Source organism: Flavobacterium flavigenum, assembly GCF_027111255.2.
In the GTDB taxonomy this organism is placed as follows: domain Bacteria; phylum Bacteroidota; class Bacteroidia; order Flavobacteriales; family Flavobacteriaceae; genus Flavobacterium; species Flavobacterium flavigenum.
This window is the reverse complement of sequence record NZ_CP114285.2, coordinates 1,559,515-1,574,038: the sequence shown is the minus strand read 5'-3', so window position 1 is coordinate 1,574,038 and position 14,524 is coordinate 1,559,515. Positions and strand designations below refer to the sequence as shown.

The 14,524-nt window shown below is 34.5% G+C and carries 14 protein-coding genes; 7 read left to right on the top strand and 7 right to left on the bottom strand.

Annotated elements, in window-relative coordinates; translation table 11 throughout:
- The first annotated feature begins 7 nt into the window (after window positions 1-7).
- Window positions 8-751: a rhamnogalacturonan acetylesterase gene (locus OZP09_RS05940; RefSeq protein ID WP_281310455.1), complete on the top strand. Its 744-nt coding sequence runs from the start codon at window positions 8-10 to the stop codon at window positions 749-751.
- 87 nt (window positions 752-838) lie between these two features.
- On the opposite strand, the gene OZP09_RS05935 is transcribed toward OZP09_RS05940, so the two are convergent.
- Window positions 839-1,780 (bottom strand): LysR substrate-binding domain-containing protein, encoded by a 942-nt coding sequence (locus tag OZP09_RS05935; RefSeq protein ID WP_269236995.1) that lies wholly within the window; start codon window positions 1,778-1,780, stop codon window positions 839-841.
- Between the two features lie 107 nt (window positions 1,781-1,887).
- Here OZP09_RS05935 and OZP09_RS05930 point away from each other — a divergent pair, with 107 nt between their 5' ends.
- From OZP09_RS05930 to can, 4 genes are all read left to right on the top strand, one after another.
- Entirely contained in the window at window positions 1,888-2,367 is a 480-nt protein-coding gene (locus OZP09_RS05930; protein ID WP_269236994.1) for a Dps family protein, read from the top strand.
- 202 nt (window positions 2,368-2,569) lie between these two features.
- The gene (locus OZP09_RS05925; RefSeq protein WP_269236993.1) at window positions 2,570-2,785 is read left to right on the top strand and encodes a hypothetical protein; all 216 of its coding nucleotides are present in this window, start codon (window positions 2,570-2,572) and stop codon (window positions 2,783-2,785) included.
- 76 nt (window positions 2,786-2,861) lie between these two features.
- Window positions 2,862-4,511 carry a SulP family inorganic anion transporter gene (locus OZP09_RS05920; protein WP_281310454.1) on the top strand — a complete coding sequence of 550 codons (1,650 nt, stop codon included), beginning with the start codon at window positions 2,862-2,864 and terminating at the stop codon, window positions 4,509-4,511.
- 93 nt (window positions 4,512-4,604) lie between these two features.
- The gene (gene can / locus OZP09_RS05915; RefSeq protein ID WP_269236992.1) at window positions 4,605-5,240 is read left to right on the top strand and encodes a carbonate dehydratase; all 636 of its coding nucleotides are present in this window, start codon (window positions 4,605-4,607) and stop codon (window positions 5,238-5,240) included.
- 42 nt (window positions 5,241-5,282) lie between these two features.
- Here can and OZP09_RS05910 read toward each other — a convergent pair whose 3' ends face one another.
- Window positions 5,283-6,485 carry an LETM1-related biofilm-associated protein gene (locus tag OZP09_RS05910; protein WP_269236991.1) on the bottom strand — a complete coding sequence of 401 codons (1,203 nt, stop codon included), beginning with the start codon at window positions 6,483-6,485 and terminating at the stop codon, window positions 5,283-5,285.
- A gap of 120 nt (window positions 6,486-6,605) precedes the next feature.
- Window positions 6,606-7,133, bottom strand: a complete 528-nt coding sequence (locus OZP09_RS05905; protein WP_269236990.1) for a superoxide dismutase family protein — start codon at window positions 7,131-7,133, stop codon at window positions 6,606-6,608.
- A 204-nt stretch (window positions 7,134-7,337) separates the two neighbouring features.
- On the opposite strand from OZP09_RS05905, the gene OZP09_RS05900 reads away from it, so the two are divergent.
- Both OZP09_RS05900 and OZP09_RS05895 read left to right on the top strand, forming a co-directional pair.
- Complete coding sequence (locus OZP09_RS05900) at window positions 7,338-7,769, top strand: META domain-containing protein (protein ID WP_281310453.1); 432 nt, start codon at window positions 7,338-7,340, stop codon at window positions 7,767-7,769.
- A gap of 32 nt (window positions 7,770-7,801) precedes the next feature.
- A complete protein-coding gene (locus OZP09_RS05895) occupies window positions 7,802-8,326 on the top strand; it encodes a DUF4251 domain-containing protein (protein WP_281310452.1) in 525 nt (174 codons plus the stop codon).
- Window positions 8,327-8,430: 104 nt separating this feature from the next.
- On the opposite strand, the gene OZP09_RS05890 is transcribed toward OZP09_RS05895, so the two are convergent.
- The 4 genes from OZP09_RS05890 to OZP09_RS05875 all read right to left on the bottom strand — a co-directional run bounded on the left by OZP09_RS05890 (window position 8,431) and on the right by OZP09_RS05875 (window position 14,442).
- Window positions 8,431-10,236: an acyl-CoA dehydrogenase FadE gene (locus OZP09_RS05890; RefSeq protein ID WP_269236986.1), complete on the bottom strand. Its 1,806-nt coding sequence runs from the start codon at window positions 10,234-10,236 to the stop codon at window positions 8,431-8,433.
- A gap of 148 nt (window positions 10,237-10,384) precedes the next feature.
- Window positions 10,385-11,566, bottom strand: coding sequence for an acetyl-CoA C-acyltransferase (locus OZP09_RS05885; protein ID WP_269236985.1), 1,182 nt, complete (start codon window positions 11,564-11,566; stop codon window positions 10,385-10,387).
- A gap of 55 nt (window positions 11,567-11,621) precedes the next feature.
- Window positions 11,622-11,978 carry a four helix bundle protein gene (locus tag OZP09_RS05880; RefSeq protein WP_269236984.1) on the bottom strand — a complete coding sequence of 119 codons (357 nt, stop codon included), beginning with the start codon at window positions 11,976-11,978 and terminating at the stop codon, window positions 11,622-11,624.
- A gap of 73 nt (window positions 11,979-12,051) precedes the next feature.
- On the bottom strand, window positions 12,052-14,442 hold the full coding sequence (locus OZP09_RS05875) for a 3-hydroxyacyl-CoA dehydrogenase/enoyl-CoA hydratase family protein (protein WP_281310451.1): 2,391 nt from the start codon (window positions 14,440-14,442) through the stop codon (window positions 12,052-12,054).
- Window positions 14,443-14,524 lie beyond the last annotated feature (82 nt).

Sequence of the window (14,524 nt, the reverse complement as noted above, 5' to 3'; positions counted from 1 at the left end):
AAATAAAATGAAAAAGTACATATTAATTTTTTGGTTGGTTTCAACCGTTTGTTTTGCACAAAAGACTACCGTTTACACTATCGGTGATTCGACAATGGCAAACAAAAAAGATCCTGATAAAAATCCGGAACACGGTTGGGCTCAGGTTTTACAACCTTTTTTTAAAGATAATATTGTTATAGATAACAGGGCTTTAAACGGAAGAAGTACCAGAAGCTTTATTGCTGAAAAACAATGGGAGGCAGTTTATAATAGTCTTAAAAAAGGGGATTATGTTTTTATTGAGTTTGGGCATAATGACCAAAAAAACATGGATTCATTGCGTTATACAAATCCACATACTACTTACAGGCATAATTTAATTCGTTTCGTAAAAGAAAGTCGCGAAAAGGGAGCAATTCCAATTTTACTGACTTCAATTACAAGAAGAAACTTTAATGAAAAAGGTGTTTTAATTGGTACGCATGGAGATTATCCTCTCGAAACAAGATTGGTTGCCCAGGAATATAAAGTTCCTTTTATAGATTTAGAATACTATACAGAACTGTTGGAACAGTCTTATGGTCCTGAAAAATCAAAGCAACTGCATTTGCATTTTAAAGCGGGGGAAAATCCTTTTTATAAAGAAGATAAAGCAGATGATACACATCTTTCCTTGAAAGGCGCAACAGAAATAGCACAGATTGTTGTTAATCAAATAAAACTTTTGGAAGACCCTTCTGTTGAAAAACTTAAAAAGGGAATCAAATAAATTTCAATTAAATTATAAAAAATCGTATTCGAATTAAAACTCCGATACGATTTTTTATTTTTAAGACTAATTATGGAATTAATCGAACTATTTTTTTTGCAAAGGACTAATGATTTGAACGTTCTGGAAAACAATAGCCCCTTTTACAACACCTGCAATTGTACTTCTTAAAGCATCAATAATCTGCATTTTTAATTCGCTTTTTGGGTAAATTAAACTTACTTCACGCGCAGGTTTTGGTTCTTTAAAATTACGCAGTTTTAATTTGTCAGATTCCTTCAAATCTAAGGTATGAAGATAAGGAAGCAATGTGGTCCCCAAACCTTCATCTGCTAATTTTATAAGGGTCTCAAAACTTCCACTTTGTATCTGGAAATTGTTTTGTTCGATTTCTGTAGCGTTTTTGCACAAATTCAGGATCCCGTCTCTAAAGCAATGTCCGTCTTGTAATAATAAAATTTCATTGATGTTTAAATCAGAAACTTCGATTTCTTCTTTTTGGTAAACCGAATGATGCTCAGGAATGTAAGCGACAAAAGGCTCAAAATACAATACGATTTCCTTGATTTTTTCATCCTCGAGAGGAGTTGCGGCTATAGCAGCATCCAAATGGCCATTTTTTAATTTTACAATGATCTCATCTGTATTTAGCTCCTCAATCAAAAGTTTTACTTTTGGATATTTTTTTATAAAATTATTTAAAAACATCGGTAAAAGTGTAGGCATTATGGTTGGTATTATCCCTAAACGGAATTCTCCTCCAATAAAACCTTTCTGTTGCTCTACAATATCCTGGATACGATTTGCTTCGTTTACAATATTCTTTGCCTGATTTACAATTTTTTGGCCAATATCAGTAAGCTGAATGGGTTTTTTACTTCTGTCAAAAATTAAAATATTAAGTTCTTCTTCAATTTTTTGTATTTGCATACTTAATGTAGGCTGAGTCACGAAACATTTTTCTGCAGCTAATGTAAAATTTTTATGTTCAGCCACTGCTAAAACATATTGTAATTGAGTAATAGTCATTTCATAGTATTTTGTGATGCAAAAATAAGAAAATATAATTTTTAACTATGCTTTTTCAGAACAACTTATTTTAAATTTATAAAAAACATACTATAAAATAGATAAAGATGAAAACAAATATTTTAGGACTACCCGTTAAAGAATCAGAATTAGTAGTAAATGAATTGAACGTACTGCTATCAAACTTTCAGATTTACTATCAGAATTTAAGAGGAATTCATTGGAATATCAGAGGAAAACGTTTCTTCGATTTACATGTAAAATTTGAAGAATTGTATACTGATGCACAATTAAAAATTGATATGATAGCCGAAAGAGTTTTGACAATTGGCGGAATACCATTGCATACTTTCGAAGATTATATTAAAAACAATAAACTTACAATTGGGAAGAATATTTCGAACGATGAAAAATCAGTTCAGCTCATTGTAAATTCATTATCTGATTTGTTGAAAATTGAAAGAAATATTCTTAATCAATCTGGAGAGATCAATGATGAAGGTACTAATTCAATGATGAGTGATTTCATTTCCGAGCAGGAAAAAACAATTTGGATGATGAATGCATGGCTTGAAGAGGAATTGTAAGATATTGTTAGTGAGATTTTTAGGAGGCTGAATAACGAAGATCAATTATTCAGCTTTTTTATAAATGTTAAATTTCTATAAAAATTTTAACGTAACACTTTGATTTTACATCTATAACATTATTTTTGTTCAGATGAAATTAGTAGCCCGCATATTATTATTCATATTTATTGCCTTCTTATCAACCCCAACAATTGTGGCAATGATAAAGAAAAGCAACAACGCGGCTATAACAATCAATATTTCTGAAGAAGAAAAATCTCATAAAGAAATTAAGGCCGCAGTTTATGCTGACGCTATTGATCATGAATTGACAATGCCTGTTTTTACAGAATCAAAAATTATAGTATCAGGAAACATTGTAAAACTTGACAATATCTCTCCAAGCATTTTTGCACCACCCCCAAACTTCGTATAATACTTCCGATTATTTTGAACCAACTGTATTTATACAAATGCAGTAGTTTTTTTATACATTATTTTAGTATTATATCATGACAAAAAAAATTAATCTTTTTGCCAACCTTAAATCTGACTTCGCTTCTGGTTTAGTGGTTTTTCTGGTGGCTCTTCCATTGTGTTTAGGTATAGCAATGGCTTCGGGTGCACCTTTATTTTCAGGAATTATAGCAGGTGTTATTGGCGGAATCGTAGTGGGTTATTTAAGCCAGTCCCATATCAGCGTTTCCGGACCTGCAGCAGGACTAACAGCAATTGTATTAACTGCTATTACTGATTTTGGTGCTTTTGATGTGTTTTTACTTTCTGTTTTTATAGCGGGTGTAATTCAGTTAGCATTAGGGTTTTTAAAGGCAGGTAGTATTTCGAATTATTTTCCGACTAACGTAATCGAAGGAATGCTGGCAGGTATCGGAATTATCATAATCCTGAAACAAATTCCACACGCTTTTGGTTATGATGCTGATTATGAAGGTGATCAGGCTTTTGTCCAAAATGACGGAAGTAATTCTTTTTCATTTTTATTTGACGTAATTAATCATATTCAATTAGGAGCCGTAGTAATCTCCCTGATATCATTGGTTATCTTGATTTCATGGGACAAAGTTCCGTTTTTGAAAAGATTAAAATTAGTTCCAGGAGCCCTGGTAGCTGTAATTTTAGGAGTTGTCCTGAATGAATTTTTTACATCTTCAGGAAGTTCACTTGCTATTGGAAAAGAACATTTAGTTTCGTTGCCAGTTCCAAAATCTTTTGAGGACTTTAAATCGATTATCATTACGCCAAATTTTGCAGCCGTAACAAATCCACAAGTTTGGGTTGTAGGTATTACAATTGCTATAGTTGCTTCTATTGAAACACTATTGTGTATTGAAGCTTCAGACAGGATGGATGTTCAGAAACGCTATACAAATACAAATGTTGAGCTTAAAGCACAGGGATTAGGAAATATGGCGAGCTCACTTTTAGGAGGTTTGCCAATGACATCAGTAGTGGTCAGGTCATCTGCAAACAACAATGCTGGTGCTAAATCTAAAATGTCAACTATAATTCATGGAGTTCTTTTATTAATCAGTGTACTGTCAATTCCGGTAGTATTAAATAAAATTCCATTGGCAACTTTAGCAACTGTTTTGATTTTAGTTGGATATAAATTAGCAAAACCGGCAACTTTCATGCATTTCTGGGAAAAAGGAAAATACCAGTTTATCCCTTTTATAGCAACATTAGTCTTTGTTGTCGCTACAGATTTGCTGAAAGGTGTTGCGTTGGGAATTATAATTAGTATCATCTTTGTATTAAGAGGAAACCTGAAGAGAGCATACAACTTCAAAAAAGAAGAATATGAAGATGGCGATATTATTCACATCGATTTAGCTCAGGAAGTTTCCTTTTTGAATAAAGCTGCTATAAAACAGACTCTAAATGATATTCCGGAAAATTCTAAAGTAATAATTAATGCCCATGATACGGAGTATATTGCGCATGATGTACTTGATTTGATTCGTGAGTTTAAGGAAACCCGTGCTATTGACGAAAATATTAAAGTGAAGCTTAAAGGCTTTAAAGAAGCTTATGAGTTAGAGAATACGCCTGAAAATAATAACCATGTTTCTATTGAACATTATTATGATGTGGCTAAAAGGGCATTGGTTAAAAAAGAAGAAGTAAAAGAAGATTTTTAAAACAAATAAAATAAATTTAAGTGGTTCTATGACTTGAAAGCCTTCAAAAATCAGGTATCTTTACATAGAAATACCATTCTAACAAATAAAAAGATGAGAGAGTTTTATAAGCAGCTATTAGAAAACAATAAAAAGTGGGTTGAAACTTCATTAGCAAAAGATCCTAACTATTTTGCTGATTTAGCTAAAGGACAGCAGCCGCCATTATTATGGATTGGATGTTCCGACAGTCGTGTTCCTGCAAACGAAATTGTTGGCGCAAAACCAGGTGAAGTTTTTGTACACAGAAACATTGCTAATATGGTAGTGCATTCTGATATGAATATGCTGAGTGTTCTGGATTATGCGGTAAATGTTTTGAAAATTAAACATATTATCGTTTGTGGACATTATGGATGCGGTGGTGTAAAAGCAGCAATGGGTAACCAGTCTGTAGGTATCATAGATAACTGGCTTCGTCACATTAAAGATGAATACCGATTACATGACAAGTACCTGAATTCTATTGAAGATGAAGATGAACGTTTTAATGCATTTGTAGAAATAAATGCCAAAGAGCAGGTTTATAACTTAGCTAAAACTTCTATCGTGCAGGGAGCCTGGAAAAATGGTCAGGATTTGATGGTTCATGGCTGGGTTTATGGCTTAAATTCAGGTTTTGTAACAGATTTGAACGTAACAATCAGTTCAAATGAAGAACTGGATCAGGTTTACCAGCTCGATTTATAATCTTAAAGCTTAATAAAAAAATCGCCAATCAGGCGATTTTTTTTATTCATTTTCGTCTAGATTTTCATTAAAAGCTGACGGCAGCATTGTGGGAATAAATTTTATTAAAATCGGTAATAGCAAACTGCCCCCTGGAAGTAAAAAGATCGTAAGTGATGGAATCGTCTTGCAGATGTCTAAAAGCTGTTTTTTTACCTTTTTCTTTTCTTTGGCATCTAAATCCCTTGTTGTAGAATAGGCCAAAAGAATCATTAATTCCTTGCTTTGAACAATTTCCTTGACTAACCTGTTTTTGTTTCTAATAATCAGTTTTACGACCATGTGCGTCATCTGATCATAGAAATGCTTTACCGGATTCGAATAGTTGAAATATGGTATTTTGCTTTTATGGGTTGTTATAAATGCATTAGTCGTTTTAATGCTATTACTTACAAATTCATCTGATACATTCATCATGGATCCTAATGAATATAAAAAGTATGCTTCTTCATTCTCAACAACACCATCACTCCATAAAGCCATTCCGGCCATATCGATTAAATAATATTGTTCCAGTTTGTTTTTGAAATAATCAAGATTTAAAGTTTCTAAAGTATCCACGGTTACTTTTGAAAATTTAGAATATCGTATAGAAGCTTCAAAAAGTTTAATTAATAAATCGTCGTACTGTGATTTTACGGTCTTGGTTTTTAATGCTAAACCTACAATTCCTAAAACAGTTTCTTCAATTCTTTTGAGATATTTTTCCGGGATTTCTCCTTGTTCTAAATATTTCCTAAAAGCAAGCACATCAATAAACAAAAGCGCATTAGTTACTAAATGTGAGAAGTTTTTACTAATAATGCTGTCATTGGTTTGTACCCTCTGGTCAATTATATTTTCCAGCGAAAGTGCAGGCGTATCTTTTGGAAGCAGCATTTTAAATAAACTGAACCCTTCCGGATTCATTTCTTTATAAAATTTCAAGACTTCTGATAGGAAGTTAGCTGGTTCAGAATTTCTTTTTTCTAAGCAGAAAACATGATATAAAGTGTTTAATAAAGCAGTTTTTGAGATTTCGGTTTTAAACCAGCCTTTTATCGGAATAGGAACCTGGCTATCGATAGAAATGATGTGACCGTAAATGAAACCGGTTTCCCTGACCTTATAGTAAAACGAGTCAGCTGTTTCAAAAGGAATTGCTTCTGAAAACTTTTGTTCATTAAAAAACTTATCTATCCAGCCTGGTGCCGATGGGTTAATCATTAAGTTGAATTTGAGGATACAAATCTATATCTTTTTCTTATGTGAAGATTATATTTTAAATAAAAATAACCACTAGATTTTTTAGAAAATAGTGGTTATCATATGTCTTATGTTTTTATATTATTTGATGATTCCGGCACAAGCAACCCTGCCTCCTGCATTTCCTGTAGGCTGCGTTGTAAAATCATCTGCTCCCTGATGCACGATTAGTCCCTTCCCTAAGATATTTTTAGTTTCGTCATCACCGCCAATAGCCCATTCGTCTGTTGTCAAAGTGATAGTTCCATTGCCGTTTGCATCTGCAGTAAAATTGCCAATATCTCCTTTATGGTATTCACCAACTCCCCATTTTCCATGTTTTTTAAAAGTTGGATTCCAGTGGCCGCCTGCAGAACTTCCGTCAGCAGCAGAGCAATCTGATTTTTCATGAATGTGTATAGCATGAACACCTGGCTGTAAACCGGCTATTTTTGCTGTAAAAGTTACTTTACCATTCTTTTCTGTAAAAGTAGCAGTTCCTGTAACTGTACTGTTGCTTTTTGGTTCTAAATTGACAGTTAAGGTTTTTGCATCGCTTGATTTTGTACTAGTCTTACAACCAATGATTAAGGCTGTAATTATTGCGAAGGAAACAATTATTTTTTTCATGAGTGAGTTTTTAAATTATACATTAAGTAAATTTAACATAAAACAGTTGATATTCTTTAGGACCTAACGTTAAAAAAATCTAAAACTATTCAATGTAATTTAAGTTTGTTTTTTGATATAATGCTCAAAAAAATGCTTAATTTAGATATGTTTTTTAATGAAAAAATATAATTATATCTGTAATATATTAAAAACCTTAAATTTATGATGAAGAATATTTCTACCCTTGTTTTATTTAGTTTCCTTTTAATTTCATGTAATATTTTAAAATGCAATAAGAATACTATTTCTAAATTAGAAGGCAACTGGGAGCTTAATTACATATCCGGGCCACGAATTGCATTTGATGGTTTATATCCAAATAAAAAACCGACAATAAACTTCAATACAAAAGAAAAAATGGTTTCTGGTAATAATAGTTGTAATTCCTATACTGGAAAACTTGTTGCAACAGAAAATAAGATTGATTTTACACAGCCGATGGTATCAACAAAAATGATGTGTCTGGACGGGCAGGGTGAACAGGTTTTTATGAACACTTTATCAAAAGTAACTTCCTATAGTATTACTGATGATGGAAAAACTTTAAATCTTATTTCTGGTGATATTGCAACGATGCGATTTACAAAAAAGTAAAAAATATTTTTAAACTATTAATTATATAATTTATGAAAACTAAACTATTTGCATTAGTAGTAATATTGTCCTTTTTAACCATTCCCGGATCAGCACAGGGAAAATCGAGAAAAGATCTTAAGGCTGAAAGGCAACTACAGAAACAAAAAGAAATTGAATCTCTAATTAATTCTAAGAATTTTGTTTTTGAAGCACAAAAAGTTATGCCACAAGGCGGAAGACTTTTAAATTTAGATTACAATCGTTATTTTTTGAAATTTAACGAAGCCAAAACAACCTGCGATCTGCCCTTTTTTGGGCGTGGATTTAATGTACCATACGGAGGAGGTGATGGCGGAATAAAATTCGAAGGAGTTCCTGAAAATATTGTGATTGAAAAAAAGAAAAAGTCATATAATATAAAGGCAACTGTAAAAGGTAAAGATGATTTCTACAATCTTTTTTTTACTGTTTTCTTAGATGGCGGGGCATCTCTTTCAGTCAATAGCAATAATAGGGCGTCGATTTCTTATGATGGAGAAATTGAGACGCCAAAATTGGAGGAAGTTAAAAAATAAAACCCTGTAACAAGTACTTTTATTTCTGTATATAAATTAGAAAGCCGCATTTGTTTCGGGACAAATGCGGCTTCAACAAATTAAAACCTAAAAAGTATTTTGAACTAGAAGCAGTATGAATTTTCTGCAACTAATTTTTCTGCAATTTTTTCACGTAATGCGACAACGTTTGGCAGATTAGTGTATTTAGTGAAACGTTTAAGTCCCATCAACATCATACGTTGTTCGTCTCCTTCTGCAAAAGAAGCAATTCCTTCTTTTCCTCTTAAGTTTACGATATCTACCGCTTTGTACAAGTATAATTTTGCCATTGCAATTTGCTCCTGAACTTTGTCTTCACCTTGAGATTTAGCTAATTTCTCTGTTCTCAAAATTGTACTTTCAGCCATATAGATTTCGATTAAGATATCTGCAGCAGCCATTAATAACTGTTGGTGAGAATCTAAATCTGGTCCGTATTTTTGAACAGCGCTTCCCGCAACCATTAAGAAAACTTTTTTCAGGTTAGCTACGATTACTTTTTCTTCTGCAAATAATTCAGAGAAATCCGGAGTATCAAAAGATGGAATTCCCATTAATTCTTCCTGAACTTTCATTGCCGGTCCAAGTAAATCAACGTGACCTTTCATAGCTTTTTTAATCAGCATCCCTACAGAAAGCATTCTGTTGATTTCGTTTGTACCTTCATAAATACGAGCGATACGGGCATCTCTCCAGGCACTTTCCATTGGAGTATCTTCAGAGAATCCCATTCCACCAAAGATTTGAATTCCTTCGTCAGAACAGTTTTGAACATCTTCAGAAACCGCTACCTTCAAAATAGAGCACTCAATAGCGTATTCTTCAACACCTTTTAATTCTGCTTCCTGGTGAGAAGTTCCTTCAGCTTCACGAGCAGCAATTCTGTCTTCGATATCTTTTGCAGCACGGTAAGAAGCACTTTCTCCAGCATAAGCGCTAGTTGCCATTTCAGCCAATTTAGAACGGATAGCACCAAAAGATGAAATAGAAGTATTAAACTGAATTCTTTCGTTTGCATATTTTACAGCTCCAGAAGTAACTCTTCTTTGAGCATCCAAACAAGCAGCTGCCAATTTAATACGACCAACATTAAGTGCATTCATAGCGATTTTAAAACCGTTTCCTCTTTCAGACAGCATGTTTTCAACCGGAACTTTGGTTTCGTTAAAGAAAACCTGACGTGTAGAAGAAGCACGGATTCCTAATTTATGCTCTTCTTCATTCATCGAAATTCCGTTTGACGGATCGTTTTCTACGATGAAACCTGTAATGTTTTTATCATCTCCAATACGAGCAAAAACGATGAAAACGCTGCAGAAACCTGCATTCGAAATCCACATTTTTTGACCAGTGATTAAATAATGTGTTCCGTCTTCAGATAAAACGGCTTTAGTTTTTCCTGAGTTAGCGTCAGATCCTGCACCTGGCTCCGTTAAACAATAAGCACCAAACCATTCTCCAGAAGCCAATTTCGGAACGTATTTTTTCTTTTGTTCTTCAGATCCATAAAGCGTAATTGGCATTGTACCAATTCCTGTATGCGCTCCAAAAGCAGTAGAGAAAGATCCAGTTGCTCCGGAAATGTAGTCGCAAACTAACATTGTAGATACGAATCCCATTCCTAATCCGCCGTATTCTTCCGGAACCGCAACGCCTAAAAGTCCCAATTCACCTGCCTTACGCATAGAAGCTTCTGTATAGGCATAATCTTTTTTCTCAAAACGATCTTTGTGCGCCCATAATTCTTTGTCGACGAACTCTTTTACAGAGTCACGCATCATTAACTGTTCTTCTGAGAAATCTTCCGGAGTGAAGATGTCCTCGCATTTTGTTTCTTTTACTAAAAACTGACCACCACGGGTTACGTTTTTTTCGATAGTATCTGCCATGATTATTTTTTTATTTTTTATTTATGCTCAATTTTTGTCATTTCGACGAAGGAGAAATCACATTAGAAGCTCCGCAACGTAATGTGCCAATCTTTGTCGATTCTCGAGTGCGATTTCTCCTTCGTCGAATGACAAAAGAGATACTTTTTTATAATACTTCGTAAATCCCCGCAGACCCTTGTCCAGTTCCTACACACATAGACACAATTCCGTATTTATTTCCTCTGCGTTTCATTTCATCAAATAACTGAACGGAAAGTTTAGCTCCCGTACAACCCAGCGGATGACCTAAAGCGATAGCACCACCGTTTACGTTTACGATATCAGGATTTAAACCTAGCTCACGAATTACAGCCAATGACTGAGAAGCAAATGCCTCATTTAATTCGATCAAATCGATATCTTTTAAATCTAATCCAGCCTGTTTTAATGCTTTTGGAATCGCTTTTACCGGGCCAATTCCCATAATTCTTGGCTCTACTCCTGCGGATGCAAAGCCAACTAAACGCGCAATAGGAGTGAGATTTAACTCTTTGACCATGTCTTCGCTCATGATTAAAACGAAAGCAGCACCATCACTCATTTGAGAAGAGGTTCCTGCTGTTACACTTCCGTCTGCAGCAAAAACAGGTTTTAATTTAGCTAACGCTTCCAGATTGGTATCCGCTCTTGGACCTTCGTCTTTATTAACAACATATGATTTTGTTTCTTTCTTACCATTTTCATTGATGAAAGTCTGCTCAACAGTGATTGGAACGATTTGTTTATCAAATTTTCCTTCTGCCTGCGCTTTTAATGCTTTCATGTGAGAGTTGTAAGCAAACTCGTCCTGATCTTGTCTTGAAACATTATATTGTTTCGCAACCGCTTCGGCCGTAAGACCCATTCCCCAATAGTAATCTTCGTGACCTGCGGCTGCGACTTTATAATCCGGAGTTGGTTTGTAACCTCCCATCGGAATATAACTCATACTTTCTGCACCACCGGCGATGATACAATCTGCCATTCCAGACTGGATTTTTGCTGTTGCCATTCCGATAGTTTCTAATCCTGATGCACAATAACGGTTTACGGTAACTCCGGGAACGTCTTCTACTTTTAATCCCATAAGAGAGATTAAACGACCAACGTTAAGTCCTTGTTCTGCTTCCGGCATGGCATTTCCAACCATAACGTCGTCAATGCGTTTTTTGTCAAAATCAGGCAATTCATCCATCATAAACTGAATGGTTTCTGCAGCTAATTCATCAGGACGTTTGAATCTAAAAACTCCTTTTGGTGCTTTTCCTACCGCTGTACGGTAAGCTTTAACTATATATGCTGTTTTCATAAATGATTGTATTTATTGTATATTGTATTTCTGTATAGTGTAATTTGTAAAATGTTTATTTTATATCTAATGAAGCTTGGAGTTTAATTAGCATATTTTGTATATGCTGAATTTCAGATTCTAAAAAATTAAAAACCTCTTGTTCAATATATCCAATGTTTTTGCAAATAATTAATTGTGTTTCAAATTCAAATGCTGAACCCAATGAAATTCCTAAAAAGTTATTAAAATCCTTTGGTGATTTTCGCCCACATCCTTCTGCTATATTTGATGGAATTGAAACTGCGCATCTTCTTATCTGTGAAGTTAAGCCGTAAATTTCTTCCTTAGGAAATGTCTGTGTTTTTAAATAAGTATTAGTTACAAGTTCAATAGCTTTTTGCCAAACTTTTAATTCTTTAAAATAATTCATTTTAATAATCTTGTTTTAACAATTATGCGTAAAATGCAGTCTGTAAATACAATATACATTTTACAATATACATTTAGTTACGAAGTGGTTTTCCTTTAGTTAACATGTACTGAATTCTCTCTAAAGTCTTACGTTCAGTACATAAGCTCAAGAAAGCTTCTCTTTCGATATCTAATAAATATTGTTCAGAAACTAAAGTGGCTTCAGATAAATCTCCACCAGCCATTACATAAGCCAGTTTGTTTGCGATTTTTTTATCGTGCTCAGAAATGTATTTTCCAGCTTCCATTTGATCGGTTCCAACCAAGAACATACCTAAAGCTTGTTTTCCAAGAACTTTAATATCAGTTCTTCTGATTGGCTGTGTATATCCAGCTTCGGCCATTAACAACGCATGTTTTTTAGCTTCAGCAATCTGACGATCTTTGTTTACTACGATAATATCTTTTCCGTGCTGTAATAATCCTGTGTCGAAAGCTTCATAACCAGAAGTCGAAACTTTAGCCATAGCAATAGTCAAGAAATATTCCTGAAGAACATTCAGTTCCACATCGTTTTTGCGGAATAAGTCTGAAGCTCTTAAAGTTAATTCTTTAGAACCACCACCACCTGGAATTACACCAACTCCAAATTCAACTAATCCCATGTACGTTTCTGCAGCAGCAACCACTTTATCAGCGTGTAAGCTCATTTCGCATCCACCACCAAAAGTCATTCCGTGAGGCGCAACCACAACTGGAATTGAAGAATAACGAACGCGCATCATTGTATCCTGGAACAATTTGATTGCCATGTTCAATTCGTCGTATTCCTGCTCAACCGCCATCATGAAAATCATTCCGATGTTCGCTCCAACAGAGAAATTCGCAGCCTGATTTCCGATAACTAAACCTTGGTGCTCTTTTTCAGCTAATTCAATTGCTTTATTGATGGCTTGAAGTACATCGCCACCAATTGTATTCATTTTAGATTGGAATTCCAAGTTTAAAATTCCATCTCCTAAATCCTGGATAATTGCACCACTGTTGCTCCAAACTTTTTTGCTTTCTCGGATGTTGTTCAGAATAATAAATGAATCTTGTCCAGGAACTTTCGTTTGAGATTTTGAAGGAATATCATAGAAATAGGTAGCTCCTTCTTTTACAGTGTAGAAACTGTCGCTTCCAGAAGCCAGCATTTCGTTAACCCATGCAGCAGGTTCTAGACCTTCTGCTTTCATGATTTCAATTCCTTTGGCAACACCAATAGCATCCCAGATTTCGAATGGACCATTTTCCCATCCAAAACCAGCTTTCATGGCATCGTCAATTTTGTATAATTCGTCTGAGATTTCAGGAATTCTGTTTGAAACATAAGCAAACATTCCGGCGAAACTTTTTCTGTAGAATTCTCCCGCTTTGTCTGTTCCTTTTACTAAAACTTTAAAACGATTAATTGGTTTGTCGATAGTTTTAGTCAATTCAAGCGTTGCAAAATTTGCTTTTTTTGCAGCGCGGTATTCAAGTGTATCTAAGTCTAAAGAAAGAATGTCTTTATCTACTTTTTTGTAAAACCCCTGGCCAGTTTTAGAACCAAGCCAGTTGTTTTCCATCATTTTATTGATGAAATCAGGAAGTTTGAATAATTCGTGTTGTTCGTCGTTCGGGCAGTTTTCGTAAATACCATTGGCAACGTGTACCAAAGTATCCAATCCAACAACGTCAACGGTACGGAAAGTAGCCGATTTTGGACGACCAATAACTGGTCCAGTCAATTTATCTACTTCTTCAATTGTTAATCCCATTTCTTTTACAAGGTGGAATAAACTCTGAATTCCGTAAATACCAATTCTGTTTCCAATAAACGCCGGAGTATCTTTAGCAACAACCGAAGTTTTTCCTAAGAACTTAGATCCGTAATCGGTTAAGAAATCTAGAACTTCTTTTGAAGTTTTTGGCCCCGGAATAATTTCAAATAATTTTAAGTAACGAGCAGGGTTAAAAAAGTGAGTTCCGCAGAAGTGTTGTTGAAAATCTTCACTTCTTCCTTCGCTCATAAAGTGAATTGGAATACCAGAAGTATTAGAAGTAACCAAAGTTCCTGGTTTGCGGAATTTGTCGATTTGTTCGAATACTAATTTCTTAACATCTAAACGTTCCACAACAACCTCGATAATCCAGTCCACATTAGCAATTTTTGCCATGTCATCTGTTGTATTTCCAGTCGTAATTCTGCTGGCAAATTTCTGACTGTAAATAGGAGAGGGTTTCGATTTTAATGAGTTCGCCAAATGGTCATTTACCAAACGGTTGCGAACGGCTTTACTTTCAAGAGTTAATCCTTTTTTAGCTTCAGCTTCTGTCAACTCGCGGGGTACGATGTCAAGCAGTAAAACTTCAACACCAATATTGGCAAAATGACAAGCTATACCTGAACCCATAATTCCGGATCCAATTACAGCAACTTTTTTAATTGTGCGTTTCATATTTGTTGATTTTCTTTTTTTATTTGTCAAATATGTTATCGCCTTTTTATTAATTGAAAAGAATTTAATGTGGGCGATTTCA